The sequence below is a fragment of the Kitasatospora sp. Ki12 genome (assembly GCF_054601375.1).
In genome coordinates this window covers 972,510-999,171 of sequence record NZ_BAAIHT010000001.1, presented here as the reverse complement: position 1 = coordinate 999,171, position 26,662 = coordinate 972,510, and the positions used below count along the sequence as shown (strand labels likewise).

Annotated in this window: 26 protein-coding genes and 1 riboswitch; of the genes, 9 read left to right on the top strand and 17 right to left on the bottom strand. The window is 70.9% G+C overall.

All coding sequences use genetic code 11. The features are described 5' to 3' along the window. Positions 1-41: 41 nt before the first annotated feature. The 3 genes from mctP to ACYP53_RS04205 all read right to left on the bottom strand — a co-directional run bounded on the left by mctP (position 42) and on the right by ACYP53_RS04205 (position 3,011). A complete protein-coding gene (mctP, locus tag ACYP53_RS04215; RefSeq protein ID WP_459646663.1) occupies positions 42-1,652 on the bottom strand; it encodes a monocarboxylate uptake permease MctP in 1,611 nt (536 codons plus the stop codon). Beyond that, on the bottom strand, positions 1,649-1,912 hold the full coding sequence (locus ACYP53_RS04210) for a DUF3311 domain-containing protein (RefSeq protein ID WP_189915667.1): 264 nt from the start codon (positions 1,910-1,912) through the stop codon (positions 1,649-1,651). The genes mctP and ACYP53_RS04210 overlap by 4 nt, the downstream gene beginning before the upstream one ends. Before the next feature lie 307 nt (positions 1,913-2,219). Then, positions 2,220-3,011, bottom strand: coding sequence for a GntR family transcriptional regulator (locus ACYP53_RS04205; RefSeq protein ID WP_189915668.1), 792 nt, complete (start codon positions 3,009-3,011; stop codon positions 2,220-2,222). A 337-nt stretch (positions 3,012-3,348) separates the two neighbouring features. On the opposite strand from ACYP53_RS04205, the gene ACYP53_RS04200 reads away from it, so the two are divergent. From ACYP53_RS04200 to ACYP53_RS04170, 7 genes are all read left to right on the top strand, one after another. Beyond that, positions 3,349-4,638: an extracellular solute-binding protein gene (locus tag ACYP53_RS04200; RefSeq protein ID WP_189915669.1), complete on the top strand. Its 1,290-nt coding sequence runs from the start codon at positions 3,349-3,351 to the stop codon at positions 4,636-4,638. An 89-nt stretch (positions 4,639-4,727) separates the two neighbouring features. Continuing rightward, positions 4,728-5,756, top strand: coding sequence for a carbohydrate ABC transporter permease (locus ACYP53_RS04195; RefSeq protein WP_459646662.1), 1,029 nt, complete (start codon positions 4,728-4,730; stop codon positions 5,754-5,756). Next, a complete protein-coding gene (locus ACYP53_RS04190) occupies positions 5,753-6,580 on the top strand; it encodes a carbohydrate ABC transporter permease (protein ID WP_189915671.1) in 828 nt (275 codons plus the stop codon). The genes ACYP53_RS04195 and ACYP53_RS04190 overlap by 4 nt, the downstream gene beginning before the upstream one ends. Before the next feature lie 6 nt (positions 6,581-6,586). Beyond that, complete coding sequence (locus ACYP53_RS04185; RefSeq protein WP_189915672.1) at positions 6,587-8,140, top strand: glycoside hydrolase family 3 protein; 1,554 nt, start codon at positions 6,587-6,589, stop codon at positions 8,138-8,140. 476 nt (positions 8,141-8,616) lie between these two features. Next, positions 8,617-9,894: an extracellular solute-binding protein gene (locus ACYP53_RS04180; RefSeq protein WP_459647949.1), complete on the top strand. Its 1,278-nt coding sequence runs from the start codon at positions 8,617-8,619 to the stop codon at positions 9,892-9,894. A gap of 238 nt (positions 9,895-10,132) precedes the next feature. Continuing rightward, complete coding sequence (locus tag ACYP53_RS04175) at positions 10,133-11,191, top strand: SIS domain-containing protein (protein WP_459646661.1); 1,059 nt, start codon at positions 10,133-10,135, stop codon at positions 11,189-11,191. Between the two features lie 554 nt (positions 11,192-11,745). Next, entirely contained in the window at positions 11,746-13,266 is a 1,521-nt protein-coding gene (locus ACYP53_RS04170) for a sensor histidine kinase (RefSeq protein WP_229928517.1), read from the top strand. Between the two features lie 509 nt (positions 13,267-13,775). Here the strand turns inward: ACYP53_RS04170 and ACYP53_RS04165 are convergent. Next, positions 13,776-14,027, bottom strand: a complete 252-nt coding sequence (locus ACYP53_RS04165; protein WP_014138019.1) for a WhiB family transcriptional regulator — start codon at positions 14,025-14,027, stop codon at positions 13,776-13,778. A 367-nt stretch (positions 14,028-14,394) separates the two neighbouring features. Next, complete coding sequence (locus ACYP53_RS04160; RefSeq protein WP_189915675.1) at positions 14,395-15,366, bottom strand: diacylglycerol/lipid kinase family protein; 972 nt, start codon at positions 15,364-15,366, stop codon at positions 14,395-14,397. Between the two features lie 50 nt (positions 15,367-15,416). Between ACYP53_RS04160 and ACYP53_RS04155 the strand changes: the two genes are divergently transcribed. Beyond that, positions 15,417-15,845 carry a hypothetical protein gene (locus tag ACYP53_RS04155; RefSeq protein WP_459646660.1) on the top strand — a complete coding sequence of 143 codons (429 nt, stop codon included), beginning with the start codon at positions 15,417-15,419 and terminating at the stop codon, positions 15,843-15,845. 79 nt (positions 15,846-15,924) lie between these two features. Here the strand turns inward: ACYP53_RS04155 and ACYP53_RS04150 are convergent, their stop codons facing one another. The 8 genes from ACYP53_RS04150 to sodN form a co-directional block, all read right to left on the bottom strand. After that, positions 15,925-16,863, bottom strand: a complete 939-nt coding sequence (locus tag ACYP53_RS04150) for an RNA polymerase sigma factor SigF (RefSeq protein WP_373313707.1) — start codon at positions 16,861-16,863, stop codon at positions 15,925-15,927. Positions 16,864-17,160: 297 nt separating this feature from the next. Further along, positions 17,161-17,571: an ATP-binding protein gene (locus ACYP53_RS04145; protein ID WP_189915678.1), complete on the bottom strand. Its 411-nt coding sequence runs from the start codon at positions 17,569-17,571 to the stop codon at positions 17,161-17,163. Between the two features lie 216 nt (positions 17,572-17,787). Further along, positions 17,788-18,276 carry a GNAT family N-acetyltransferase gene (locus ACYP53_RS04140; RefSeq protein WP_189915679.1) on the bottom strand — a complete coding sequence of 163 codons (489 nt, stop codon included), beginning with the start codon at positions 18,274-18,276 and terminating at the stop codon, positions 17,788-17,790. Positions 18,277-18,286: 10 nt separating this feature from the next. Next, positions 18,287-18,670, bottom strand: a complete 384-nt coding sequence (locus ACYP53_RS04135) for a nuclear transport factor 2 family protein (protein ID WP_189915680.1) — start codon at positions 18,668-18,670, stop codon at positions 18,287-18,289. An 89-nt stretch (positions 18,671-18,759) separates the two neighbouring features. After that, positions 18,760-19,752 carry an ABC transporter substrate-binding protein gene (locus tag ACYP53_RS04130; RefSeq protein ID WP_189915681.1) on the bottom strand — a complete coding sequence of 331 codons (993 nt, stop codon included), beginning with the start codon at positions 19,750-19,752 and terminating at the stop codon, positions 18,760-18,762. A gap of 67 nt (positions 19,753-19,819) precedes the next feature. Continuing rightward, the gene (locus ACYP53_RS04125) at positions 19,820-20,593 is read right to left on the bottom strand and encodes an ABC transporter ATP-binding protein (RefSeq protein WP_373313709.1); all 774 of its coding nucleotides are present in this window, start codon (positions 20,591-20,593) and stop codon (positions 19,820-19,822) included. A 134-nt stretch (positions 20,594-20,727) separates the two neighbouring features. Beyond that, on the bottom strand, positions 20,728-21,807 hold the full coding sequence (locus tag ACYP53_RS04120; protein ID WP_459646659.1) for a FecCD family ABC transporter permease: 1,080 nt from the start codon (positions 21,805-21,807) through the stop codon (positions 20,728-20,730). Between the two features lie 93 nt (positions 21,808-21,900). Then, a riboswitch (cobalamin riboswitch) is annotated at positions 21,901-22,039 on the bottom strand. An 88-nt stretch (positions 22,040-22,127) separates the two neighbouring features. Further along, the gene (gene sodN, locus ACYP53_RS04115; RefSeq protein ID WP_189915683.1) at positions 22,128-22,523 is read right to left on the bottom strand and encodes a superoxide dismutase, Ni; all 396 of its coding nucleotides are present in this window, start codon (positions 22,521-22,523) and stop codon (positions 22,128-22,130) included. A 259-nt stretch (positions 22,524-22,782) separates the two neighbouring features. Here sodN and sodX point away from each other — a divergent pair, with 259 nt between their 5' ends. Then, positions 22,783-23,145 (top strand): nickel-type superoxide dismutase maturation protease, encoded by a 363-nt coding sequence (sodX, locus tag ACYP53_RS04110; RefSeq protein ID WP_189915851.1) that lies wholly within the window; start codon positions 22,783-22,785, stop codon positions 23,143-23,145. A 60-nt stretch (positions 23,146-23,205) separates the two neighbouring features. On the opposite strand, the gene ACYP53_RS04105 is transcribed toward sodX, so the two are convergent. The 4 genes from ACYP53_RS04105 to ACYP53_RS04090 all read right to left on the bottom strand — a co-directional run bounded on the left by ACYP53_RS04105 (position 23,206) and on the right by ACYP53_RS04090 (position 26,644). After that, positions 23,206-23,793: a CGNR zinc finger domain-containing protein gene (locus tag ACYP53_RS04105; RefSeq protein WP_189915684.1), complete on the bottom strand. Its 588-nt coding sequence runs from the start codon at positions 23,791-23,793 to the stop codon at positions 23,206-23,208. Between the two features lie 112 nt (positions 23,794-23,905). Further along, positions 23,906-24,709: an amino acid ABC transporter ATP-binding protein gene (locus ACYP53_RS04100; protein ID WP_308437555.1), complete on the bottom strand. Its 804-nt coding sequence runs from the start codon at positions 24,707-24,709 to the stop codon at positions 23,906-23,908. Further along, a complete protein-coding gene (locus tag ACYP53_RS04095) occupies positions 24,706-25,680 on the bottom strand; it encodes an amino acid ABC transporter permease (RefSeq protein ID WP_229928519.1) in 975 nt (324 codons plus the stop codon). Before ACYP53_RS04095 ends, ACYP53_RS04100 begins: the two co-directional genes overlap by 4 nt. 37 nt (positions 25,681-25,717) lie before the next feature. Continuing rightward, positions 25,718-26,644 carry an ABC transporter substrate-binding protein gene (locus tag ACYP53_RS04090; RefSeq protein ID WP_459646658.1) on the bottom strand — a complete coding sequence of 309 codons (927 nt, stop codon included), beginning with the start codon at positions 26,642-26,644 and terminating at the stop codon, positions 25,718-25,720. Positions 26,645-26,662: the final 18 nt, after the last annotated feature.

Here is a 26,662-nt window from a genome sequence, read left to right as displayed (position 1 = left end):
ACGGAGAAGGCGGCGCGATCACAGGGCGCGTACCGCGCGAATCAGTGCGCCGCTACGGGCTCCGGCGCGTTCTCCAGCTCGTCGTCGCCGGCGTCGGCGCTGTAGTCGGACGGCTTGGTCTCGTCCGGGCCGTCCGGCGCGTTGAACGCCCTCAGCACCAGGGTGAGCACCACCGCGACGACCAGGTTCAGCACGAAGGCGGTCAGGCCGATGTAGCCGATCTCGCCGATGCCGGGGATCTCGGCCGCGTTGCCGCCGAAGTGCTTGGTCTTCGGGCTGGCGATCCCGTACGCCTCCCAGGTGCCGTAGACCATGCCGGCCGCCCAGCCGGCGAACAGCGCCCAGTGGTGGAACCAGCGGGTGAACAGGCCGCCGACGATGGCGACGAAGGTCTGCAGGATCCACAGGCCGCCCAGCAGCTGGAGGTTGATCGCGGCCTGCTTGTCCATGCCGAGCACGAAGACCAGCGCGCCGACCTTCACCAGCAGCGAGACCGCCTTGGCGACCCGGGTCTCGTCGGCGGGGGTGGCGGCGGGCTTGAGCCAGTCCTTGTAGACGTTGCGGGTGAACAGGTTGGCGGCCGCGATGGACATGATGGCGGCCGGCACCAGCGCGCCGATCCCGATCGCGGCGAAGGCCACGCCGGTGAACCAGTCCGGGAACATGTTCGCGAACAGCTGCGGCACCGAGAGCTGGGCGTTGAAGCCCTTGTCGCCCTTGCCCACGCCGGCCGCGATCGCCATGAAGCCGAGCAGCGCCAGCAGGCCCAGCATCAGCGAGTAGGCGGGCATGATCGCCATGTTGCGGCGCACGGTGTTGCGGGACTTGGAGGCGAGCACGCCGGTCACCGAGTGCGGGTACATGAACAGCGCCATCGCCGAGCCGAGCCCGAGCGTGGCGTACGTCCACTGCTTGTTGTCCGGGACGGTCAGCGAGCCGGCCTTGGTCTGCTTGAAGTGGTCCGCGACCGAGTCGAAGATGTGCCCGTAGCCGCCCAGCCGGATCGGGATGTAGATCACCGCGACGATGATCACGATGTAGACCAGGGCGTCCTTGACGAAGGCGATCAGCGCCGGGGCGCGCAGGCCGGAGGAGTAGGTGTAGGCGGCCAGCACGCCGAAGGCGATGAACAGCGGCAGGTCCTTGACGAACCAGTTGGCGTTCTCCCCGCCGCCGACGCCCAGCACGTCCAGCACCGCCTGGATGCCGACGAGCTGCAGGGCGATGTACGGCATGGTGGCCAGGATCCCGGTCAGCGCGATCACCAGGGACAGCGGCCGCGAGCCGTACCGGCCGCGCACGAAGTCGGCCGGGGTCACGTAGCCGTGCACCCGGGAGACCGACCAGAGCCGGGGCAGGAAGAGGAAGACCAGCGGGTAGGCGATGATCGTGTACGGCACCGCGAAGAAGCCCGCCGCGCCGGTCGCGTAGACCGCGGCCGGGACGGCGACGAAGGTGTACGCGGTGTAGAGGTCGCCGCCGAGCAGGAACCAGGTCACCCAGGTCCCGAAGCTGCGTCCGCCCAGACCCCACTCGTCCAGGTGCGCGGCGTCGTCCGCGCGGCGCCAGCGCGAGGCGAGGAAGCCCATCACGGTGACCAGGGCGAAGAACAGCACGAAGACCACGAGGGCCGGCACGTTGACGTCCTTCATCGCGCACCGCCCTTCCGGGCCGCCTTGCGGGCCTTCTCGTCCCGGTTGATCAGCAGGTAGGCGGCGACGGTGAAGATCGCCGACGCCGGCACCCAGAGCAGCTGGTACCAGTAGAAGAACGGCATCCCGCCCGCCGCCGGCTCGGTCTTGTCGTACGAGGACACCCACAGCATCGCGACGATCGGCACGAGCAGGGCGAGGCCCGCCAGCACCCGCTCGGGCGTCACCGCCGGGACCGGGGCCCCGGCTGGCTCGGGCATGACATCTTCGAAAGCATCGGGATCAGACGGCATCTTCGGCTCCGCTCCGGAGGGTTATCCCCGTCGGCGCCGCAGCCCGGGAGGCGCGGTACGCCCCCGGACCCGCCGAGCAGCACCATCGGTGATCGGCAGTCAGTACGGCTGCGCAATCTAGGGCATGGGGTGATCCATGTCACCGGTATTGACGCAACTTCCCGCCATCCGGACGCGCGCGAAGCTCCGGGAACGCGAAAGGCACCGGCGCGCGGGTCGCGCGCGCCGGTGCCCGTGGCGCGATGAGGGCGTACGCCAGCCGTGGACGCTTCGGTTACTCCGGGCGCTTCAGCCGGGTGATGAACTTGTAGCGGTCGCCCCGGTAGATGGAGCGGACCCACTCGACCGGGTCGCCCTCGGCGTCGAAGGAGTGCCGGGACAGCTGCAGCATCGGCAGGCCGAGGTCGGAGCCGAGCAGCCCGGCCTCGCGCGGGTTGGCCAGGGTGGTCTCGATGGTCTCCTCGGCCTCGGCCACGGTGACCCCGTAGACCTCGCGCAGCGCCGCGTACAGCGAGTTGTGCTTGGCCAGGTTGCGCCGCAGGGCCGGGAAGCGCTTGGCGGACAGGTGGGCGACCTCGATGGCCATCGGGTCGCCGTTGGCCAGGCGCAGCCGCTCGATCCGCAGCACCCGGCCGCCGGGCTTGATGTCGAGCAGCGGGGCGAGCCGGTCGTCGGCGGTGATGTAGCCGATCTCGATCAGCCGGGAGGTGGGCTCCAGGCCCTGGGCCCGCATGTCCTCGGTGTAGGAGGTGAGCTGCAGGGCCTGGGCGACCTTGGGCTTGGCCACGAAGGTGCCCTTGCCCTGGATGCGCTCCAGCCGGCCCTCGACGACCAGCTCCTGCAGGGCCTGGCGGACGGTGGTGCGCGAGGTGTCGAACTGGGCGGCCAGCGCGCGCTCGGGCGGGACCGGGGTGCCGGCCGGCTGGGTCTCGGTGAGCTGCAGCAAGTGGCGCTTGAGGCCGTAGTACTTGGGGACGCGCGCGGTCGGGTCGGTGCCGGCCTGCGTCGGGAGGTTCTTCACCTCGGGGTCGTCGGCCTGGGCGGTGGTTCCCCCGTCGCTGCTCATCGGACCTGTTCTCCCGCTTCTCGCGGGGCCTTCACAAGCCCCGCCACATCGTTAACGGGTCACATCGTTGCATGTATGGCTACGGAACGAATACCTCATCACGCGATGAACGATGTGCGGTGTCGGCTTGATAACGGGTGGTCGAGATCGGTCGAACAGCCGTTGACAGGCCCATTGGTCTAGGCCAAGCTCCAGGCATCTGGTCTACACCACTAGACCGGTTACTACGAATCCCCCCACCCGTTCGAAGGGGTCCGCGGCACCAATTCTCCCGCTTCGCGTGGGTCTGCCGCTGCCGCCCGACGGGGGTAACCCAGGCATCCCTCAGGAGGATGGCGTGAAGCGTCAGCTCATCGCGGCGGTCGGCGTCGCAGCAATGGTCGTCGGCCTGGCGGCTTGCGGCTCGGACGGAAAGAAGAGCGACGGCGACTCGAAGTCGACGTCCGCCTCGGCCGCCGACAAGTACAAGGGCAAGACGCTGAAGGTGTGGCTGATGACCGGCTCGGCCCCGAAGGGCTGGACGGACGCGGTCAAGGGCGACTTCGAGACCGCCTACCCGGGCTCCAAGGTCGACTTCCAGATCCAGGAGTGGGACGGCATCGGCCCGAAGGTCACCGCCGCGCTCTCCGAGGGCTCGGTCGACGTCCTGGAGATCGGCAACACCCAGACCGCCGGCTACGCGGCCTCGGGCGGCCTGCTCGACATCACCAAGGACAAGGCCGCCCTGGGCGGCGACGGCTGGGCCGCCAACCAGAACGAGGCCGCCGTCCTGGAGGGCAAGCAGTACGCCGCCCCGTGGTGGGTCTCCAACCGCGTCGTCGCCTACAACAAGGACCTGTGGGCCAAGGCGGGCCTGACCGCCGCCCCGAAGACCCTGGACGAGCTCTACGCCGACCTCGACAAGCTCAAGACCACCGAGGGCGTCGTCGACCCGATCTACCTCCCGGGCCAGGAGTGGTACACCTACTTCGGTCTGCTCACCGGTGAGGGCGGCAAGATCGCCAAGAAGGACGGCGACAAGTGGGTCGGCGGCCTGTCCTCGCCCGAGGCGCAGAAGGCCTTCGAGACCTACAAGAAGCTCCAGGGCTACTCGGCCACCGGTCCGAAGGACAAGGACGAGGCCACCCCGCAGCAGAAGGACGTCTTCGCCAAGGGCAACGTCGGCGCGATGATCGGCCTCGGCTGGGAGCTGCCGGCCGAGAAGGACATGGCCAAGGACAAGATCGGCTTCTTCCCGCTCCCCGGCAAGACCGCCGACAAGCCCTCCGGCGTCTTCCTCGGTGGCTCGAACCTGGCGGTCGCCGCGCAGAGCAAGAACACCGACATGGCGAAGGACTTCCTGAAGGTCGCCCTCAACGACAAGAACGAGGGCCTGGTCGCCGCCGCGGGCAACATCCCGAACAAGGCCGCGCTGAACAGCCAGATCACCGGTGACTTCGCGAAGGCCGCCCAGACGGCCGCGGCGGTCGGCGGCATCACCCCGAACACCCCGAACTGGGCCAGCGTCGAGGACAAGCCGAACCCGATCAAGGACTTCCTGACCGCCGCCCTGCAGGGTGGCGACTACGCCGCCACGGCCAAGAAGTACGACGACGAGATCGCGAAGCGCCTCAACCAGAAGCAGTAGGAACCGAGCGGCGTCGCTCACCGGCCCCCGGCGGGGGGTCGGTGGGCGGCGCCTGTCCGTCGTGGTCGGGTTGTGAGGAAGTGAGAACGATGGCTGTGCATTCAGAGCGGGTGCAGGCACCGTCCCCGGACGCGGGGCAGGCCGTGGTGGCCGGCAGTGGGACGAGCGCCGCGGGCGGCGGCTCCAAGGGCGCCGGGCCGAAGCGCACCAGACCGGCGGGCGGCCCGGGTGCGGGCGCCCGCTTCGCCCCGTACCTGCTGCTGCTGCCGGCCGTCCTGGCGACCATCGGCCTGCTGGGCTGGCCGCTGGTCAAGACGGTGCTGCTGTCGTTCCAGAACCTCAACCGGCGCCAGCTGGTCATGCACTTGACCGAGTGGACCGGCTTCGACAACTACAAGGAGCAGCTGACCGACCCGGACTTCTGGGCGGTCACCGGTCGCACCGTCGTCTTCACACTGGTCAACGTGGTGCTGATCATGGTCGGCGGTACGCTCGTCGGCCTGCTGCTCAACCACCTCGGCAAGAAGATGCGGCTGGTGCTGTCGATCGGGCTGCTGATGGCCTGGGCCATGCCGGTGGTCGCCGCGACCACCGTCTACACCTGGCTGTTCGACCAGCAGTGGGGCGTCGTCAACTGGTTCCTGGACCAGCTGGGTTGGCACTCGATGGCCGACTACAACTGGCTCAGCTCGCAGTACTCGACCTTCTTCGTCGTCATCCTGCTGATCGTCTGGCAGTCGACCCCCTTCGTGGCGTTCAACATGTACGCCGGCCTGACCACCATCCCCAAGGAGCTCTACGAGGCCGCCCGGATGGACGGCGCCGGCGCCGGCAAGATCTTCAGCCTGGTGATCTTCCCCAACCTGAAGCCGTTCTTCCTCGCCACGACCTTCCTGGAGGTCATCTGGGTGTTCAAGTCCTTCACCCAGGTCTACGCGATCAACGGCGGCGGCCCCGAGAACCTGACCCGGACCCTGCCCGTGCACGCCTTCCTGGAGGGCTCGTCCGGCCAGCACTACGGCATCGGCTCCGCGATCGCGGTGCTCACCATCCTGATGCTGGGCGCCCTGATGGCGTACTACTTCCGCATCATGATCAAGCAGGAGGACGAGCTGTGAGGCGCTCTCTCTTCGGACGTACCTGGCCGAACGTGATCGCGGTCGTCCTCTTCGTCTTCTTCATCTTCCCCGTCTACTGGATGGTCGCGACCTCCTTCAAGCAGGACCGCGACATCATCAGCAAGACGCCGGTCTTCCTGCCGCTCGACGGCACGCTCGACCACTTCACCACCGCCGTCGACGCGCCGAACTTCTGGACGTACGTCCTCAACAGCGTCACCGTCACCGTCGGCGCGGTGCTGCTCTCGCTGGCGATCGCGACCCTGGCGTCCTTCGCCATCGCCCGGATGAAGTTCCGCGGCCGCAAGACCTTCGTGCTGATCATCATGGTGGCGCAGATGGCGCCCTGGGAGGTCATGACCATCGCGGTCTACATGATCTCCCGCGACAACGACATGCTGAACAGCCTGCTGCCGCTGACGCTCTTCTACATGATGATGGTCCTGCCCTTCACCATCTGGACGCTGCGCGGCTTCATCGCCGCCGTCCCGAAGGAGCTGGAGGAGTCGGCCATGGTGGACGGCTGCACCCGCACCCAGGCGTTCGTGAAGGTGATCTTCCCGCTGCTGGCCCCCGGTCTGATGTCGACCTCGCTGTTCGGCTTCATCACGGCGTGGAACGAGTTCCCGCTCGTCCTGATCCTGAACAAGGAGGAGGGCAAGACCCTCCCGCTGTGGCTGTCCTCCTTCAAGACGGCCTTCGGCAACGACTGGGGCGCCACGATGGCCGCGTCCACGATGTTCGCCATCCCCGTGCTGATCCTGTTCATCTTCCTGCAGCGCAAGGCGGTCGGCGGTCTGACCGACGGCGCCGTGAAGGGCTGAGTCACCGTGAGCATCCTCGTACCCACCGTGCCGGACAGCGACCAGCTGCACCGCGACGCCCTGACCGTCCTGCAGCCCGGCTTCGTCGGCACCGAGCCGCCGCAGTGGCTGCTGCGCCACCTCGCCGCCGGGCTCGGCTCGGTCGCGCTGTTCGACCGCAACGTGGTCGACCTCGACCAGCTCGCCGCGCTCACCCGGTCGCTGCGCGCCGAGAACCCCGACCTCCTGATCGCCATCGACGAGGAGAGCGGCGACGTCACCCGGCTGGAGGCGGGCTCCGGCTCCTCCTGGCCCGGCAACCTCGCGCTCGGCGCGATCGACGACCCGGCGCTGACCCGGGACGTCGCCCGCGAGCTCGGCCGGGCGCTGGCCGCGGCCGGCGTCAACTACAACTGGGCGCCCACCGCGGACGTCAACTCCAACCCGCGCAACCCGGTCATCGGGGTCCGTTCCTTCGGCGCCGACCCCGAGCTGTGCGCCCGGCACACCGCCGCCTGGGTCGAGGGCCTGCAGTCGGCCGGTGTGGCCGCCTGCTCCAAGCACTTCCCCGGCCACGGCGACACCGCGGTGGACTCGCACCACGGGCTGCCGGTCATCGACGTCGACCTGGACGTGCTGCGGGCCCGCGACCTGATCCCGTTCCAGGCGGCGATCGCGGCCGGCACCAAGGCGGTGATGACCGCCCACATCATGATCCCGGCACTGGACCCGAAGCTGCCGGCCACCCTGAGCCCGACCGTGCTGCGCGACCTGCTGCGCGCCGCCCCGGCCGACGGCGGCCTCGGCTACCAGGGCCTGATCGTCAGCGACGCGATCGAGATGGGCGCCATCGCCGACACCTTCGGGATGGGCGAGGGCACCGTGCTGGCCCTGGCGGCCGGCGCCGACGCGATCTGCGTCGGCGGCGGGCTGGCCGACGAGGAGACCGTGCTGATGCTGCGCGACGCCATCGTGGCGGGCGTGCGGGCCGGCCGGCTCGGCGAGGACCGGCTGGCGGACGCCGCCGCGCGGGTCCGGGCGCTGGGCAGCTGGGGCCGGATCTCGGCCCAGGGCGAGCGGCCGGAGCCGGACCTGGCGGTCGGCCTGCGGGCCGCGCGCCGGGCGCTGAAGGTGGTCCGGGCGCCGGGCCTGGTGTCGCCGCCGGTGAGCGAGCGCCCGTACGTGGCCTCGTTCTCGGACGAGCCGAACATCGCGGTCGGCGACGTCACCCCGTGGGGCGTGGCGGGCATGCTGGCCGACCGCTTCCCCGGCACCCGCACCCGCGAGGTGTCGGCGGCCGAGGCGACCCCGGAGCTGCTGGACGGCCTGGTCGGCGAGCTGGTGGCCGGCGCCGGGGGCCGCCGCCTGGTGCTGGTGGTCCGGGACGCGCACCGCTACCCGTGGATGTCCGCCGTGCTGGGGCGCCTGGTGGCGGCCCGTCCGGACGCCGCCGTGGTCGAGATGGGGCTGCCCCAGTCCGAGCCGGTCGGCGCGCTCTACATCGCCACCCACGGCGCCGCCCGGGTCTGCGGGCTGGCGGCCGTGGAGGTGCTCACCGGGCAGCCGGGAGCGGTCGGCTGAACGACCGGCGGAACGTCACCGGCGGTGTCCGGTGGCGTCGGCCGACGGGCTCGTCATGCGCATGTCGCATGGCGGGCCCGTTTCGTTTTCCCCGGTTTCCCCCGGCGTCCCCCTGGCTTCGCCCGGCGGGTCCGCCGGATGACCGTGTTCCCTCAAGAGAGCCTTAAATCCGGCTTAAGTCCTACTGATGGTGACAGGGTGGCGACTGATCGCCACGCGGTACAACGGCTCTGCAACGGCCTTGGCCACAAGGGCTTTTGGCCGTTGACACCACCATTGGTCTAGGCCAGAGTCCAGTCATCCGGTTCGAGATCGAACCTCGCCGGATGTGGTATCGGCCCACCCCGAAGCTCTTCGCCGCCCCCTGTCCGGACTCTCCGCTGCGGGCGCCAATCACGCTGCCGGCGGGCATCACGGCTCTAACACCCTCGGAGGACGGCGTGAAGAAGCGTCAACTCGTCTCGGCGCTCGGGACCATGGCACTGGCGGCGGGGCTGACGGCCTGTTCCTCGTCGGGCTCACCGTCGGGCGACGGCAGGAGCTCCGCCGCCGACCCGAAGGCCGCCACCGGCACCGTCACCGTCTGGCTGATGGACGACGCCCAGAAGAACTGGCCCGACCTGGTGCAGCGGGTCAATGACGAGTTCGCGGCGAAGTACCCGAAGGTCACCCTCAAACTCGCCTACCAGGGCTGGGCGGACAAGGTCGGCAAGCTGGACAAGGCCATCGCCGAGGGCAACGCCCCCGACGTGGTCGAGCTGGGCAACACCGAGACCATGAAGTACGTGCTGTCCGGCGCGCTGGCCCCGGTGGACCGCAGTACCTTCGACAACTCCGACAGCTGGATCAAGGCGCTCGCCAACACCTGCACCTACCAGGACAAGCTCTGGTGCGTGCCCTACTACGCCGGCTCCCGGGTCGCCATCTACAACTCCGCGGCCTTCCAACAGGCCACCGGCAGCGCCGAGTTCCCGAAGACGGAGGCCGAGCTGACGGCCGCCCTGGACAAGATCGCGGACAAGAACAAGGCCGACAGGACCTTCTCCCCGCTCTACCTGCCGGGCCCGTACTGGTACGCGGCGATGAGCTACGTGGCGGCGTCCGGCGGCAGCATCGCCAAGTTCGACAGCGCCGGCAACTGGCACGGCACCCTGCACGACCCCAAGTCCCAGGAGGGCATCGGCCACTTCGCCGACCTGGTGCGCAAGTACAACAAGGGCGACCAGTCGCTGAACGAGCAGAACCAGTACGAGGCGATGGCCCGCGGGCACGCCGCGTCCTTCTACGGCAACGGCTACGAGGCGGCCAGCGTCACCGCGCCGGTCACCGGCGACCCGGGCCTCAAGGACTCCGTCAAGGTGGCCACCATGCCCGGCCCGGACGGCAAGCCGCTGCCGACCTTCATCGGCGGCTCCGACCTCGCCGTCACCGCCAAGTCCCAGTCCACGGCGCTGGCCACCGACTGGGTCCGGATGTTCACCAGCACCAAGTCCGAGCAGGCGCTGGCCGACAAGGACATCCTGCCGAACAACCTCACCCAGCTGAACCCGCTGAAGAACAAGCCGTCCACCGCCGCCGCGGCCAACGCCGTCCCGGACGCCTGGTTCACCCCGCTGGCCCCGGGCTGGGGCGCGGTCGAGAAGCAGAAGATCATCCCGGACATGCTCACCGCGATCCTCAAGGGCAAGTCGGTGGACCAGGCCACCAAGGAGGCCGACGCCGCGATCGACCAGCTGATCAACAAGGCGTCCTGACCCGCGCCGCCGCCGTCCGCCCCGCCCGCTCCCGGAGACGGGACGGGGACGGGCGGGGCGGACGGGGGCGTGCGACGGGGCGCGTGGCAGGGCGTTCGGAGGTGCTCCGGGACGGGCGCGCCCGTAGGATTGCGGGGCACGAAGAACCGCAGCGAGTGTGCGGACTCGCCGCCGTAGAGGTCCCCCGTCGGGCAGCCGCCCGGGCGGGGTCGAACCATCTCATCGGAGGCAGACCCACATGTCCGACCCGCAGACCGTTTCCGTGCCCGGCCGGATCATGGCGGCGGAGATGGCCGAGCAGCCGGCCGTCCTCCAGCGCATCCTCGACGAGGGTGCCCCGAAGATCCGCGAGATCGCGGCCGAGATCGCCACCCGCAACCCGCGCTTCGTCCTGCTCACCGCGCGCGGCACGTCCGACAACGCCGCGCTCTACGCCAAGTACCTGGTCGAGATCCTGCTCGGCAAGCCGGCCGGGCTGACCTCGATGTCCACCACCACCGCGTACGGCGCCAAGCCCGACCTCACCGACGTCCTGGTGATCACCGTCAGCCAGTCCGGCGGCTCGCCGGACCTGGTCGCCTCCACGAAGGCGGCCCGCGAGGCCGGTGCGGTCACCCTCGCGGTCACCAACAACTCCTCCTCGCCGCTGGCCGAGGTCTCCGAGTTCCACATCGACGTGCTGGCCGGCCCGGAGAAGGCGCTGCCCGCCACCAAGACCTACACCGCCGAGCTGCTGGCGCTCTACCTGCTGATCGAGGGCCTGCGCGGCGGCGACGCTTCGGCTGCCAAGGAACTGCCGGCCCTGGCCGCCGGCGTGCTGGCCCGGCAGGCCGAGGTGAAGGCGCTGGCCGAGCGCTACCGCTTCGCCCAGCGCCTGGTCATCACCTCGCGCGGCTACGGCTACCCGACCGCCCGCGAGGCGGCGCTGAAGCTGATGGAGACCACCTACATCCCGGCCAGCCCGTTCTCCGGCGCGGACCTGCTGCACGGCCCGCTGGCCATGGTGGACAACGTCTCGCCGGTCATCGCGATCGTCCCGGACGGCAAGGGCGGCGAGGCGCTGCAGCCCGTCCTGGACCGGCTGCGCGGCCGCGGCGCGGACCTGGTCGTGATCGGCCAGCAGGCGCAGGTGGACGCCGCCTCGGCGGGCTTCGCCCTGCCGGCCGGGGTGCCCGAGGAGGTGCAGCCGATCCTGGAGATCCTCCCGCTGCAGCTGCTGGCGTACGAGGTCACCATCGCCCGCGGCCAGGACCCGGACGCCCCGCGCGCCCTGGCCAAGGTCACCGAGACGCGGTAACTCGCCCGCTCGCCTCCGGGGCGCTCGGACCCGGTGCCGACGGTCGGCGCTCCAAGACCCCTCGTTCCTCAGGGCCTCCTCGCTTCTCCCTTTCGGCACCGGCGCGCCCCTTCGGCTCGGGGCGGGCGGGACAACTCCCCACACAGACCGGCCCCCGTCCACAGGCTGTGGACGGGGGCCGGTCCGCTGAGCGGCGGGACGTGGTTCGGGGGAGGGCCGGTGGCCGGAAAGCACTACGGGCCACGGCGCCGACACGGGACCCTCAACCCATGCGGCACCGCAGCCCGGAGCTGTCGTCGGTCACCGGGGACGATCGAGGACTGTGCGGGGTCCTCGATCGGCGGCGTCCGACCGAGGAAAGGCCGCGCGCGGTCAGGGCAGTTGCGCGGGGGCCTCTCCTTGGTGCCCTTCCATTGTGGACTAGACCAATCTTGGTTGTCCAGGCCCGTCGGCACATTGGTCTAAACAACTCCTCCCCGTCGCGAGGCCTTCACGCCCGGTCCGTCCACCGGTCCGCCGCGCCCCGTCCGGACCGGCGGCGCTACCCTCGCCATGTGCCCTCGCTGAACGAACTCGTCCGCCGCCACACCACCCTCACCGGGGCCGACGTGGAATGGCTCCACATGCTGGTCTCGGAGTGGCAGCTGCTCTCCGACCTCTCCTTCGCCGACCTGGTGCTGTGGATCCCCACCTGGGACGGCATCCGCTACGTCTCGGTGGCGCAGATGCGGCCCAACACCGGGCCGACCTCCTACCAGGACGACATGGTCGGCCACCTCGTCCCGCGCGGCCGCCGTCCGCTGCTGGACGCCGCCTTCGACGAGGGCCGGATCGTGCGCGAGGGCGATCCGGAGTGGCGCGAGGAGGTCCCGGTCCGGGTCGAGTCGATCCCGGTCCGGCGGGAGGGCAAGGTGCTCGGGGTGATCGCCCGCAACACCAACCTGCTGACCGTCCGCACCCCCAGCCGGCTGGAGCTCACCTACCTGCAGAGCGCCTCCGACCTGGCCCAGATGATCGCGGCCGGCAGTTTCCCCTTCCCCGGTCACGAGCAGATGGACATGGACGCCGCCCCCCGGGTCGGCGACGGCCTGATCCGCCTGGACGCGGACGGCATCGTCACCTACGCCAGCCCCAACGCGCTCTCCGCCTACCACCGCCTCGGCCTGACCTCCGACCTGGTCGGCAGCCACCTCGGCCGCGCCACCGCCGACCTCGCCCCGCCGTCCCGGGGGGCGGTCCACGAGGCGCTGGTGAAGGTGGCCAGCGGCTGGGCGCCCCGGCAGACCGAGGTGGAGGCGCAGGGGGGAGTGGTGACCCTGCGGGCGATCCCGCTCAAGCCCAAGGGCACCCTGACCGGTTCGCTGGTGCTCTGCCGCGACGTCACCGAGCTGCGCCGCCGCGACCGCGAGCTGATGACCAAGGACGCGACCATCCGGGAGATCCACCACCGGGTGAAGAACAACCTGCAGACCGTCGCGGCCCTGCTGCGGCTGCAGTCCCGCCGGATGGAGTCGGAGTCCGGCCGGGCCGCGCTGGACGAGGCGGTGCGCCGGGTCGGTTCGATCGCGATCGTGCACGAGACGCTCTCCCAGGCGCTGGACGAGCAGGTGGCCTTCGACGAGATCGCCGACCGGGTGCTGGCGATGGCGATGGAGCTGTCCCAGGACGGCAGGGTGGCGACCCGCCGCTCCGGCAGCTTCGGCATCCTGTCCGCGGAGGTGGCCACCCCGCTGTCGATGGTGCTGACCGAGCTGCTGCAGAACGCCCTGGAGCACGCCTTCGGTCCGACGGCCTCCGGCAACCTGGAGATCAGTGCGCTGCGCGGCCGGGCCCCGGCGACCGGGATGGGCTGGTCGGACAGCTGGAACGGCGGTGCCCGCCCGGAGGAGTACCTGCTGATCACGGTGCAGGACGACGGCCGCGGCATGCCGGAGGACTTCGACCCGCAGACGGCGGGCAACCTCGGACTCCAGATCGTCCGGACGCTGGCCACCGGTGAGCTCGGCGGCACCTTCGACATGGTGGCCGGCCCGAACGGCGGTACGAAGGTGATCCTGGAGATCCCGGTCCGCTGAGGCACCACGTCGCGCACCTCGCACCACGGATTCTCAGCAGAATCTCACCGAGGTGGCGGACCGCTGACAGGTGCGTCGGTGCGCGGCGGGGGCGCGCGCTCGGCGGAAGCGCCGGGTGCGCACTCCGCCCGCCCCGGCCCGCTGCGGCCGAACGGGGAGGGGTGGGCCCGGACGGCCGGGCCCGGAAACAGAAACGAGGCCCTGTCGACCGGGGGGGGTGGGTCGACAGGGCCTCTCAACCCGTTCCGGCCGTCGGGGGGAGTCGGCCGGAGCGGGGGCTCTGGGTGGTGCGACACCTCGCCGGTGCATTGCACACGGTGAGCGCCTCAGCTCCACGATATTGCTCTAAGTGAACAGTATCAAGTGGCTGGACGGGTCCGGTGTCGCGGGACCGAGTCGAGCAAGGTCCTTTGTGCGGAAGGCTTCACCAGGAAGTGCAGGGAAGCCTTTGATCATGTGTTGATCGGTCTTACGGTCACTGCGGGTGCTACGGCGTGTGATCGGAGCGATCAGGCGGTGCGGGCGCGGTTGCGGGCGGCGCGGCGCTTCATCGCACGACGCTCGTCCTCGCTCATGCCGCCCCAGACGCCGGCGTCCTGGCCGGTCTCGAGCGCCCACTGGAGGCACTGCTCCATGACGGGACAGCGGCGGCACACGGCCTTGGCTTCCTCGATCTGCAGCAGAGCAGGACCGGTGTTCCCGATCGGGAAGAACAGCTCCGGGTCCTCTTCGCGGCAGACAGCGCGGTGGCGCCAGTCCATGGTCGTCCAACTCCTCCTGCCGACGGGGGTCACCCGGCGGCATAATCGATGGCTTTGTGAATGTGAACGCTTTCACGAATCCCGCAACAGCAAAAGAGACCAAAGGCCTACCGGGCCCGGGTGGTCTGTGCTAGGGGGGATTCGGCGATTCGAGGGACACCCCGCGGTCGGCGCTCCGTGGTTCCGGAGTTGCCGTCGCTGCGATGTGTCCCGATCGCCATGTAGAGGTTCGCAAACCTCGGGCTCGGATACAACCCCCTTCGGGGAGGAATTTTTGATTCTTCGGTGTCGCCTAGCTCACAGCCAGTACTTCTATGGAGTGAAGGGGGCTTGTGCGTTCGAGAAGAAGGGCGAACCCCACTTCCAGTCACACAATCACACGCAGTGCCCGCCGAACGCCTGTGAAACTGACGCGACTCCTGTCTCCAAGATGGTCGCCGTCCACCTGGAACGGGGTGGGTTCCTCTGAAACCAAGGTGAAGTGTCTGACGTCGTGATAGGAGACGACGTGCTTCCCGGACGGGCCGGCCGGCGGTGCGCCGTCGCTCGAAGGCGCGTACGACCGCAGGATCTGACGGATCGTTCGAGCCGTACCGAACGCCGTCATCCGGGTGATCCCGAAGACGTCCAGATCCGTGTCGAAGGAGGCGAGCGGCGAGGGGTAGACCGGACGGTTGCCGAGGAACGTCCACGGCGAGGTGTTGCTGACTATCGACAGCACGAGCCCCGGCACGGCCCCGTGGCCAGGCAGCTCTAGGGAAACGGGGCCCGAACGGCGCTGCTCACGCTGGGTGAAGTAGTGCCGGATCGCCTGCTGGACGTAGAGGGCGTGGGTGGACTTGCGCCCGGCCCGGCGCTGCTCCTCGACCCGGCCCACCACCCCGGCGTCGAAGCCGAGGCCGGCGGTGAAGGTGAACCAGCGGTCCGGGAGGCCGGCGGTCATCGCCTTCCCCAGCCCGATCGGGCGCTCCCGCTTGCGCTCCAGCGCGTGCAGCAGGGCTCCGGTGGCCTCCACCGGGTCGTTGGGCAGACCCAGCGCGCGGGCGAACACATTGGTCGAACCGCCCGGCACCACGGCCAGTCGCGGGACCTTCTCGCCCGGGCCGTGCGCCAGCAGCCCGTTCACCACCTCGTTGACGGTGCCGTCGCCGCCCAGCGCCACCACCAGGTCGACCGTGCCGTCCTCCGTCGCCTGGCGGGCCAGGTCGCGCGCGTGGCCCCGGTACTGGGTCTCGGCCACCTCCAGCTTGAGGTCGCTGCGCAGCGCGTGGATCAGGACGTCCCTGGTCCGGCCACTGGTGGTGGTGGCCTTGTGGTTCACGACCAGGAGAGCGCGCATGGGGAAAGCCTACGGGTCGGTACGGACCAACCGGCGGCTACCCTGCTGGAGTGACCGCAGAAACCTCCGCACCCGCACCCGTGGCCGGCTCCGGCCGTCCCGCGTCCCTGACCCTGGGCGCCGCCATCACGGCCCTGGAGGGCGCCGCGCTGGCCGTCGTCGGCGTCTGGGACATGGTGGCCGCGCTGTCCGGCCAGTCCAAGCAGCTGGCCCTGAACGAGTTCGGCGGCCTGGTCATCGTGGTGCTCGGCGTGCTGCCGGTGCTGGCCGCCCGCGCGCTGCTGAAGGAGCGCCGCTGGGGCCGCAGCCCGGCGGTGCTGACCAACTCGATCTGCCTGCCGGTCGCCTACTACATGGTCCAGAGCGGCGGCGCGATGGTCGCGGTCGGCGTGCTGGTCGGCCTGCTCGGGCTGGTGGGCATCGGCTCGCTGCTGAACCCGAGGTCGACGGCGGCCCTGTACGCCCCGTCCGAGGACTGAGCGCGCGGGACCGCCGGAGCCGGACGGCCGCCCGGCAGGAGCCGGACGGCCGTCGGGCGCGGGCCGGGCCGGCCCGGTCCTACTCCTCGACCAGGAGCTTCTCCCGCAGCTGGGCCAGCGTCCGGGCGAGCAGCCGGGACACGTGCATCTGGGAGATCCCCACCTCGGCGGCGATCTGCGACTGGGTCATGTTCCGGAAGAACCGCAGCACCAGGATCTTCTGTTCCCGGGGCGGCAGTTGGGCCAGCAGCGGCTTGAGCGACTCGCGGTACTCGACGCCCTCCAGCGCCTCGTCGGTGGCGCCCAGGGTGTCCGCGACGGCCGGCGACTCGTCGTCGCTGTCCGGCACGTCCAGGGACAGCGTGGAGTACGCGTTGGCGGACTCCAGGCCCTCCAGGACGTCCTCCTCGGAGATCCCCAGGTGCTCGGCCAGCTCGTGCACCGTGGGGGAGCGGCCGTGCCGCTGGGAGAGCTCGCTGGTCGCCGTGGTGAGCGACAGCCGCAGCTCCTGCAGCCGGCGCGGGACGCGCACCGCCCAGCCCTTGTCGCGGAAGTGCCGCTTGATCTCCCCGACGATGGTCGGCGTCGCGTAGGTGGAGAACTCGACCCCGCGCTCGTGGTCGAAGCGGTCCACCGACTTGATCAGGCCGATGGTGGCGACCTGGGTGAGGTCGTCCAGCGGCTCGCCGCGGTTGCGGAAGCGCCGGGCCAGGTGCTCGACCAGCGGGATGTGCATCCGCACCAGCTGGTTGCGCAGCTCGACCCGCTCCGGCGAGCCCTCGGGCAGCGCCGACAGGCGGACGAACAGCGCGCGGGCGGCCTCCCGGTCCGGGGCGCCGGAGCGGTGCGTGCCCTGGGCGGGCACGGCGCCGTGCGGCTCCGTCTCGGTCGTCCCGGCGGGCTCGGCCGTTTCGGACGTCTCGGCCGGCCCGGCCGTCCCGTCCGCCCGGTCCGCCGGATCCGGCGGGGGTACGGAGTCGGGCGTCGGCTCGGACGTCGGCTCGGTCGGGTGGCTCATCCGGTGGGCGTCCTTCGGGTGCGCTTCGTCGTTGGCGGCGAGGCCGGGAACGCTCGCCTGGGTCGGTACGGCGGGTCCCGCCGTCGCGAGGCCGGTACGGTCCAGATCACTCACGGCCATTCCCCCGTTCCGTTCCGGGAGCACCGGGGCCGGCGGCCCCGGAATCGTCTCGTTGGTCGTACCGCCCTGGGCGGTACCGGGAGCCGTCCGCCGGGCCCCGGGAGGGGTGGCGGCGGACGGCCCTTGAGCGGGTGCTGCTCGGTGCTGCGCGGTCCGCGCGGTGGGGTCCGGCGCCCGCTAGTGGGCGGTGGACCCGCCGCGCTTCTTGTGCAGGCTGATCGAAACGGTCTTGTCCTCGCCGACCGACGAGTCGACCTCGCCGGCCAGCGCGGAGAGCACGGTCCAGGCGAAGGTGTCCCGCTCGGGGGCCTTGCCGTCGGTGGTCGGGGCGGACACGGTCACCTTGAGCGAGTCGCCGACCAGCCGGAACTCGCAGGACAGGACGGAGCCGGGCACCGCCTGCTGGAGCAGGATGGCGCAGGCCTCGTCGACCGCGATCCGCAGGTCCTCGATCTCGTCGAGGGTGAAGTCCAGCCGGGCCGCCAGCCCGGCCGTCGCCGTTCGCAGCACGGAGAGGTAGGCCCCCGCCGCGGGGAGCCGGACTTCCACGAAATCCTGAACGCCGAGATCGCCGTCGATCTGGGACACCCTTGCCTCCTGGGTGACGCGCTGTGCTTGCTTGGTACCCCGCTTGTTACCCAGGCTCGTCGCTCCGCAAAGGAACACCGCGCCACCCCTTTCCAGGGGTACCGGTTCTGCGGGTCCGCCATCGCCGTGCCCTACCGCACCCCGGTTCGGGAGTTACTGATGGTAAGGCATTGCGACGCAGGGTGGCAGACCCTTTCCCGGACTGCTCCGGTCCGCTCAGCGGCGGCCGGCCGCCGCCAGCGCCTCGTCGGTGAGACGGTAGACGGTCCACTCGTCCATCGGCACCGCGCCGAGCGACTTGTAGAAGTCGATCGAGGGCCGGTTCCAGTCCAGCACCGACCACTCGACCCGGGAGTAGCCGCGCTCCACGGCGATCCGGGCGAGCTCCAGCAGCAGCGCCTTGCCGTGGCCGCCGCCGCGCGCCTCCGGGCGGACGTACAGGTCCTCCAGGTAGATCCCGTGGGTGCCTCGCCAGGTCGAGAAGTTGCGGAACCAGAGGGCGAAGCCGACCGGCTCGCCGGCCGTCCCGTCCGCCGCGACGTCCTCCGCGATCAGGCCGAACACCGCCGGGTCGGCGCCGAACAGCGCGTCGTGCAGCTGCTCCTCGGTGGCCACCGCCTCGTGCGCGGCCTTCTCGTACTCCGCGAGCTCGCGGATCATGGCGTGGATGACGGGAACGTCGGTGGCGACGGCGGTGCGGATCATGCCTGCGAGCCTACTGCTCGGGCCCCGTCTCGTCCCAGGCCTGGATGGACGTCTGATCGACGATCCGGCCGTCCCTGAGGTCCGCCATCGAGGCCATCAGCACCCGGACGCCGTCCGGGTAGCGGCAGGACTCCATGAAGGCGACGTGGTCGCCCTGGACGACCACCTGCTCCAGCTTGTGGGTCATCTCGCGGCCGTAGATGTCGCCCAGCATCGCGCCGATCTCCTCCAGCCCGTGCATCACCAGGGGGTGGCTGGGCTGGGTCTTCCGGTCGACCATGCGCAGTTCGGCGTCCTCCGCGTAGAGCGCCAGGAGGGCCTCGGCGTCGCGGCGCTCGATCCCCTCGCGCAGTGCGCGGGTGTCGAAGGCGGCGGGGGTCGCCGTGGTGGTCATGATCTCGCTCCTCCGGTCGGGGTCCGTCGGCTCGTACCTAGAGCGTACGCCCGGGGCCCGCGCACCGGAGGAGCGCCGGTCCCGGCCGGTCAGCGGGGTGTCACGGTGCGCAGGTAGTCGGCCAGGGCGCCGATCGCGGCGGGGTTGCGCGGGCTCTCCACCAGGTCGACGTAGTCCAGGACGAAGATCCGGTCGTTCTTGATCGCGGAGACGTTCGCCAGCGGCGGGAAGGACGTGAGGAACCTCCGCTTCTCCTCGGCGTTCGGGGTCGCGTAGTCGTTGATCACGATCACCTCGGGGTCGCGCCGCACCACGCTCTCCCAGCCGGCGGTGACCCAGGTGTCGGCGAGGTCGGCCATGATGTTGGTCCCGCCGGCCTTGGCGATGATCTCGTTCGCGGCGGCGAACTTCCCGGCGGTGTACGGCTTGTCCTGCCCGCTGTCGTACAGGAAGACGGACGGGCGGCGCTCGGGCTGCGGGACGGCGGCGATCCGGGCCCTGGCGTCGGCGATCAGCCGGTCGGCGCGGTCCTTGACGTCGAAGACCTCGCCGAGGTTGGCCAGGTCGGTGTAGAGCGCCTCCAGCGGGTCCATCACGCCGCGCTCGGTGCCCTTGCCGCTGCGGCAGGACTCGCTGAGCACGTACGAGCCGATGCCGAGGGCCTTGAACGCCTGCGGGGTGACGCCGCTGCCCTCGTCGAAGCCGTAGTGCCAGCCGGCCAGGACCAGGTCGGCCCCGGCGTCCAGCGCGATCTCCTTGGTGAGGGTCTTCTTGGAGAGCCAGGTGGTCTGCTGGTAGCCGTCCTTCCAGGGCACCTGGTCGACCTTGCCCTTGTCGTCCGGCATGACGTAGCCGGCCATCCGGTCGGCGAGGCCGAGGGCGAGCATCAGCTCGGTGATGTTGACGTCGTTGGTGACCACCCGGGCGGGCTTCTGCGCGAAGGTGAGCTTCTCGCCGCAGTTCTCCACGGTCACCGGGTAGTGGGCGGAGGCGGTGGCGGCTTCGCCCGGGGCGATCTCGGCGCCGCAGGCGGTGAGTCCGAGGACGAGCAGGGTGGCGGCGGCAACGGCCTTGGTGCGCACGGTGGTTCCTTCGGGGTCGGACGGCGGGGGAGGCGTCGGGCTCAGGCGTCGGGCCCGGGCGCAGGGCTCAGGCGTCGGCGGAGCGGTCGAGGCGGTCGGGACGGTCGAGGCGGTCGAACAGCAGCTGGACGGCGCCCGTCCCCGGGTGCCGGACCGGGGTGGCCCGGACGCCGAACACCTCGGCCAGCAGGGCGGGGCGGAGCACCTCGCCGGGTGGCCCGGAGGCCACGATCCGGCCCTCCCGGAGCACGTACAGCAGGTCGCAGTGGCCCGCCGCCAGGTTGAGGTCGTGCAGTGCCGTGAGCACCGTCGGCCCGGCCTCGCGGGCCAGCGCCAGGACCTCCAACTGGTGGGCGATGTCGAGGTGGTTGGTGGGTTCGTCGAGGACCAGCAGGCGCGGCTCCTGGACGAGCGCCCGGGCGAACAGCACCCGCTGCTTCTCGCCCCCGGACAGGCTCAGGAAGCCCCGTTCGGCGAGGTGCCCGGCCCGGACCTTGCGCAGGGCCTCGGCGCAGCGCTCCCGGTCCCCCTCGGCCGGGGCGCCGAAGCCGCGCCGGTGCGGCAGCCGGCCCATGGCGACGACCTCGGCCACCGTGAAGTCGAACTCGGCGGAGTGCTCCTGGGTCAGCGCGGCCACCCGACGGGCCGACTCGCGGGCGGTGAGCGCGTGCAGGTCGGCGCCGTCCAGCCGGACCGCCCCGCCGGCCGGCTTCAGCACCCGGTAGACGCAGCGCAGCAGGGTCGACTTGCCGCTGCCGTTCGGCCCGACCAGTCCGATCACCTGCCCGGCGGCGGCCGCCAGGCTCACCTCGTGGACCAGCCGGGTGCCGGCCAGCTCCACCGAGACGGCGTCGACGTCGAGGTCCTGCGCCCCCGCCGGACCGGTCCGGCCGGTCGGGCCGGTCACCAGGGTCGGGTCGGTCACCAGGGTCGGGTCGGTCACCAGGGCCGGGTCGGTCACCAGGGCCGGGTCGGTCACCGGTTGCCTCCGAAGGCGTGGCCGCGGCGGCGCATCATCAGCAGGAAGACGGGGACGCCGAGCACGGCGGTGAACACCCCGACGGGCAGTTCGGCGGGCGCGAGCAGGGTGCGGGAGGCGATGTCCACCCAGACCAGCAGCAGGGCGCCGGCGAGCGGGGCGACCAGCAGCACCCGGCGGTGCCCGGCGCCGACCAGCATCCGCACCAGGTGCGGCACCAGCAGCCCGACGAAGCCGATCGCCCCGCTGACCGCGACCACCGTGCCGGTGACGGCGGCGGTCACCACGAACAGTTCGCGGCGCAGCCGGTTCGGGTCCACCCCGAGCGAGGCGGAGGTCTCGTCGCCCATGGCCAGCGCGTCCAGCCGTCCGGCGGCGCAGGCCAGGTACGCGAGCCCGGCCAGGACGGTGGCGGCGGCGATCGGCACCGAGCCCCAGGTGGCGCCGCCGAGGCTGCCGAGCAGCCACATCATGGCGTCCCGGGCGGCCTCGCCGCGGTCGGCGGCGAAGACCATCAGGGTGGTGCCGGCCGAGAAGCCGTAGGAGAGGGCGGTGCCGGTGAGCACCAGCCGCAGCGGGGTGAGCCCGTACGCGGTGCGGGCGGCGAGGTAGACCAGCGCCATCGCGACCAGCGCGGAGCCGAAGGCGGAGGCGGAGACCGCCCACACCCCGAGCGAGGCGAAGGCGCCGAACAGCAGCACGGCGTTGGCGCCGACGGCCGCGCCGGAGGAGATGCCGAGGACGAAGGGGTCGGCGAGCGCGTTGCGCACCAGCGCCTGGACGGCGACCCCGGTGGCGGCCAGCCCGGCGCCGACCACGGCGGCCAGGACGGTGCGCGGCAGCCGGATCTCCCAGACGATGGCGTACCCGGCCGCCTCGCCGGCCTCCAGCCGACCGCCCGTCAGCCCGGCGCCCAGCAGCCGCAGCACGCGGGGGAGTCCGAGCTCGGAGGAGCCGAACGCGACCCCGCAGACCAGGGAGAGCAGCAGGGCCGCGGCGAGGCCGGCGGCGAGCGGGAGCGCGGGTATGCGGCTGACGGGCGGGCCGGCCGCTCGGTTCGCGGGTGCGCGGTTCACGGGTGCGCCTTGCCTCGGGCCGGGGGCGCGCCGGGGCGGGCGCGGTCCGCGGGCGTGCCGGGGCGCCGTTCCCCTCGCAGTCCGCGGCGAGTTGTCGGGAGGTCAGCGGCCGGGGGCGATCGGGCTGGCACGGTCTCTGGGACCGCGCTCACCGTTGCGGGTCAGCGCCGGATTCGCACCGGACTTCCCCCTCGGACGCCCTGGCAGCATAACAGCCGCTCAGCACCTGTGACCCTTACCAGCTTCGGGCCGGACGGGAACGCACGACCGCCCCCGTCCGGCGGTGCGGACGGGGGCGGTCGGGTGGCGACGCGTCAGGCTCAGGCCTGCTTGGTCTCCCAGAAGATCTTGTCGACCTCGGCGATCAGGTCCAGCAGGGCCTGGCCGGTGGCCGGGTCGGTCGACGCCTTGGCGGCCGAGGCGGCCTTCAGAGTGTCGTTGATCAGCTGGTGCAGCTGCGGGTACTTCTCGAAGTGCGGGGCCTTGAAGTAGTCGCTCCACAGCACCGAGATGTGGTGCTTGACGGCCTCGGCGCGCTGCTCCTTGATGATGACGGCGCGGGCGCGGAAGTGCGCGTCCTCGTTGGCCTGGTACTTCTCCTGGGTGGCCTTGACCGACTCGGCCTCGATCCGGGCCTGCGCCGGGTCGTACACGCCGCAGGGCAGGTCACAGTGGGCGTGGGCGGTGGCACGCGGTGCAAACAGACGAGAGAACATGGGAGTCCTTCCTTAGATCGTCTTCCCGCGCCCGAGATTACCCTTCCGCCCTCGTGGTTTCGCGATCGGGCGGTGGGCCTAGGGCAAAAGACGGACCCGGAACCAGGCCAATCCGGACATCGAACAGGTGACGGTCCGTACGGCAGACTGGGGCCGGACGGGGGCGGGAGGAGGAGTCGTGGCACGGAGCACGGAACCGGTGGGCCGGGAGCGGGGCGGTGCCCTGCCGTTCGGGCTGGTCGACGTGGCGGGCCCGTCGATGGTCCCGACCCTGCGCGAGGGCGACCAGCTGCTGGTCCGCTACGGCGCGCCGATCCGGCCGGGGGCCGTGGTGCTCTTCCGGCACCCCTTCCAGCAGGACCTGCTGGTGGTGAAGCGGGCCGCCGGGCGCCGGGCCGGGGGCTGGTGGCTGCTCTCCGACAACCGTCCGGTGGACAGCGACAGCCGCAGCTACGGTGCCGTCCCGGACGAGCTGGTGCTCGGCCGGGTGCTGCTGCGGCTGCGCCCCCACCCGGCCTGGCTGGCGCCGGGCCGCCGGCTGGAGCGGCTGCTGCTCGCCCCGCCGCTGGCCCGGGTGCCGGGCCTGGCCCGCCGCCTGGGCGTCTGGGCGGAAGACGTCTGAGGACGCCCGAGGAGGACGTCTGAGGACGGCGGAGGACGCCTGGGGACGGCGGAGGAAGCCCTACGGCTTGCCGCCCAGCGCGGCCTCCGCCTCCTGGCGCTTGCGGGCCCGGTAGGCGGCCACGTTGGCCCGGGTCGCGCAGCGGTCCGAGCAGTAGCGGCGGGACCGGTTGGTCGAGGTGTCCAGGTAGGCGTTGCGGCAGGGCGCGGCCTGGCAGATGCCCAGCCGGTCGGCGCCCAGCTCGGTCAGGTGGACGGCCAGGCCCATGCAGGCGACCGCGCTGAAGTGCGCGGTGGCGGTCGGCGAGTTGTCGGCCAGGTGCAGGTGCCAGCGCGGCCGTCCGGCGTCGTCCAGGTAGTCGTGCCCGGAGACCAGCGGGCTGACGGGGTACTCCATCAGCAGGCTGTTCAGCAGGTCGACGCCCCGGATCTCGTCCCCGTCGGCGGCGGCCTCGAAGACGCCGCGCAGCCGGGTCCGTACGGCCCGGAGCCGGGGCAGGTCGGACTCGTCGGCGAGCGCGGCGGCCCGCGAGGAGTCGGAGAAGAGGGCGCGGACCGCGTCCACGGAGGTCAGCGCGTCGGTGCCGCGCTCGGGCTCCTCGGTGTTCACCAGCCGAACGGCGAGATCGGCGTACGAGGCGAGCTCCACGGAGGTCCTTCCAGAAGATCGGTAACGGGCTGACTGCTTCCAGCCTATTACCAGGGCGAGGAAAACGTCGGCGCCCGGCAGGAGCTGCCTGCCGGGCGCCGACGGTACGGGCTCAGAGCACCTTGGAGAGGAAGGCCCTGGTGCGCTCGTGCTGCGGGTTGGTGAGGACCTCGCGGGGGTTGCCGGCCTCGACGACCACGCCGCCGTCCATGAACACCAGCGCGTCACCGACCTCGCGGGCGAAGCCCATCTCGTGGGTGACGACCACCATCGTCATGCCCTCCTCGGCGAGGCCGCGCATGACGTCGAGGACGTCGCCGACCAGCTCCGGGTCGAGCGCCGAGGTGGGCTCGTCGAAGAGCATCAGCTTGGGCTTCATGGCCAGCGCGCGGGCGATCGCGACGCGCTGCTGCTGGCCGCCGGAGAGCTGGGAGGGGTAGTTCTTCGCCTTGTCGGCGAGGCCGACCCGCTCCAGCAGGGCCATCCCGCGCTCGCGGGCGGCGGCCTTGTTCTCGCCCTTGACCTGGACCGGCGCCTCGATGACGTTCTCTATGGCCGTCATGTGCGGGAACAGGTTGAAGCGCTGGAAGACCATGCCGATGTCGCGCCGCTTGACGGCGACCTCGCGGTCCCTGAGCTCGTGGAGCTTGTCGCCCCGCTGCTGGTAGCCGACCAGCTCGCCGTCCACCCAGAGGCGGCCGCCGTTGATCTTCTCCAGGTGGTTGATGCACCGCAGGAAGGTCGACTTGCCGGAGCCGGACGGGCCGATCAGGCAGAACACCTCGCCCTGCTTGACCTCCAGGTCGATGCCCTTGAGCACCTCGACCGGGCCGTAGGACTTGTGCACGTTCTCGGCGCGGACCATGGGCTCGGCGGCCGCGACGGCGTCGGCGGGGGTCTTGGTCAGATCGGTCATACGTGACCACCTCCCTCGAGCCCCGGGACGACGTCGGCCGTCGTCTTCGGGGCGGGCTTCCCGGCGAACAGGCCCCGCAGCCGTTGCAGCGGGGTGGGCGGGAGGGTGCGGTTGGAGCCCCGGGCGTAGTGGCGCTCGATGTAGTACTGCCCGATGGTCAGCACGGAGGTGAAGAAGAGGTACCAGAGGCTGACGACGATCAGCAGCGGGATGTTCTGGTAGTTCCGAGAGTAGATCACCTGGCCGGCCCGGAAGATCTCCTCCAGGGAGATCACCGAGACCAGCGAGGTGGTCTTGAGCATCGAGATGGTCTCGTTGCCGGTCGGCGGGATGATCACCCGCATGGCCTGCGGCAGGATGATCCGCCGCATGGTCTGGAACTGGCTCATGCCGAGCGCGTGCGCGGCCTCGGTCTGCCCCTCGTCCACCGACTGGATGCCGCCGCGGACGATCTCCGCCATGTAGGCGGCCTCGTTCAGGCCGAGGCCCAGCAGGGCGGCGACGAAGGTCGGGATCAGGACGTTGGTCGACTCGGACCAGAACTCCGGTCCCCACGGCACGCCGATCGACAGCTTGGCCCAGATCAGGCCGAGGAAGTTCCACATCACCAGCTGCACCAGCACCGGGGTGCCGCGGAAGACCCAGATGTAGACCCAGGCGGTGCCGGAGAGCAGCGGGTTCGGGGACAGCCGCATCACCGCGAGGACGATGCCGCCGACCACCCCCATGAGCATGGAGAGCGCGGTCAGTTCCAGCGTCACGACCATGCCGTGCACGATGCTGTCGTGGAACAGGTACTTGCCGACGATGTCCCACTTGAAAGCGGGGTTGGTGAAGAGGGCGCTCAGCAGCATCGCCGCGAGCAGGGCGATGACGACGGCGCCCGCCCAGCGTCCGGGGTGGCGGACCGGGACGGCCTTGATGGTCTCAGGCCGTCCCTGTCCCGCCGTCCCCTTGTCCAAAGAGTTCACGGTGTGGCCTCGGGGGAGAGATGAAGCGTACGAGGGGTCAGCTGACGGCGCCGTTGACGGTCGACTTGTCGATGGCACCGGCCTCGACGCCCCACTTGGTGAGGATCTGCTTGTAGGTGCCGTCGTCGATCAGCGACTGGATGGCACCCTGGATGGCCGGGGTGAGCTTGGAGCCCTTGGCCAGGGCGACACCGTAGGGGGCCACGCCGTAGGTCTCGCCGACCTTCTCCAGCTGGCCGCCGGACTGCTTGATCGCGTAGTCGACGACCTGGGAGTCGGCCATCATCGCCTGGTCGCGGCCGGAGACCACGGCGTTGGTGACGTCCGTCTGGAGGTCGAACTTGTCGCCGTCGTTCTGGACGCCCGGCTTGCCCGCCTTGGCGCAGTCCGGGTTGCGGGTGTCCTTGATCTCGTCGGCCTGGGTGGTGCCGGTCTGGACGGCGACCTTCTTGCCGCAGAGGTCCTTGGGGTCGATCTTCTCCGGGTTGCCCTTCTTCACGGCGATGGCGCTGCCGGAGTTGAAGTAGGTGACCATGTCGACGATCTGCTCGCGCTCCTTGTTGTCCGTGAAGGACGACATGCCGAGCTGGAACTTGTTCGACTGGATGCCGGGGATGATCGCGGTGAAGCCGGAGTCCTGGACCTCGGCCTTCAGACCGAGCTTGGTGGCGATGGCGGTGGCCAGGTCGACGTCCATGCCGATGACCTTGCCGCTGTCGTCCTTGAACTCGTCCGGGGCGTACGAGGCGTCCGCGCCCACGACGAGCTTGCCGGCGGACTTGACGTCGTCCGGGACGAGCGCGGCCAGCTTGGGGTCGGCCTTGACCTCGTTGACGGTCGCGGAGGCGTTGGGAGCGCCGCTGCCCTCGCTCTTGCTGCTGCTGCAGCCGGTCAGTACGAGGGAGACGGAGGCGGCGACCACACCGGCCGCGTAGAGGCGGGTGCGCTTGGTACGGGCGGTCATGAGGGGGATCTCCTCCTG

Excerpts from the sequence above, each read along its gene's own strand:
- mctP (WP_459646663.1), bottom strand. The coding sequence starts at position 1,652 with ATGAAGGACGTCAACGTGCCGGCCCTCGTGGTCTTCGTGCTGTTCTTC.
- ACYP53_RS04150 (WP_373313707.1), bottom strand. The coding sequence starts at position 16,863 with ATGAGCCACCCGACCGAGCCGACGTCCGAGCCGACGCCCGACTCCGTA.
- ACYP53_RS04180 (WP_459647949.1), top strand. The coding sequence starts at position 8,617 with ATGGCACTGGCGGCGGGGCTGACGGCCTGTTCCTCGTCGGGCTCACCG.
- ACYP53_RS04160 (WP_189915675.1), bottom strand. The coding sequence starts at position 15,366 with ATGCGCGCTCTCCTGGTCGTGAACCACAAGGCCACCACCACCAGTGGC.
- ACYP53_RS04100 (WP_308437555.1), bottom strand. The coding sequence starts at position 24,709 with ATGACCGATCTGACCAAGACCCCCGCCGACGCCGTCGCGGCCGCCGAG.
- ACYP53_RS04165 (WP_014138019.1), bottom strand. The coding sequence starts at position 14,027 with ATGGACTGGCGCCACCGCGCTGTCTGCCGCGAAGAGGACCCGGAGCTG.
- ACYP53_RS04140 (WP_189915679.1), bottom strand. The coding sequence starts at position 18,276 with ATGATCCGCACCGCCGTCGCCACCGACGTTCCCGTCATCCACGCCATG.
- ACYP53_RS04195 (WP_459646662.1), top strand. The coding sequence starts at position 4,728 with ATGGCTGTGCATTCAGAGCGGGTGCAGGCACCGTCCCCGGACGCGGGG.
- ACYP53_RS04135 (WP_189915680.1), bottom strand. The coding sequence starts at position 18,670 with ATGACCACCACGGCGACCCCCGCCGCCTTCGACACCCGCGCACTGCGC.
- ACYP53_RS04175 (WP_459646661.1), top strand. The coding sequence starts at position 10,133 with ATGTCCGACCCGCAGACCGTTTCCGTGCCCGGCCGGATCATGGCGGCG.
- sodN (WP_189915683.1), bottom strand. The coding sequence starts at position 22,523 with ATGTTCTCTCGTCTGTTTGCACCGCGTGCCACCGCCCACGCCCACTGT.
- ACYP53_RS04205 (WP_189915668.1), bottom strand. The coding sequence starts at position 3,011 with ATGAGCAGCGACGGGGGAACCACCGCCCAGGCCGACGACCCCGAGGTG.
- ACYP53_RS04090 (WP_459646658.1), bottom strand. The coding sequence starts at position 26,644 with ATGACCGCCCGTACCAAGCGCACCCGCCTCTACGCGGCCGGTGTGGTC.
- sodX (WP_189915851.1), top strand. The coding sequence starts at position 22,783 with ATGGTCCCGACCCTGCGCGAGGGCGACCAGCTGCTGGTCCGCTACGGC.
- ACYP53_RS04210 (WP_189915667.1), bottom strand. The coding sequence starts at position 1,912 with ATGCCCGAGCCAGCCGGGGCCCCGGTCCCGGCGGTGACGCCCGAGCGG.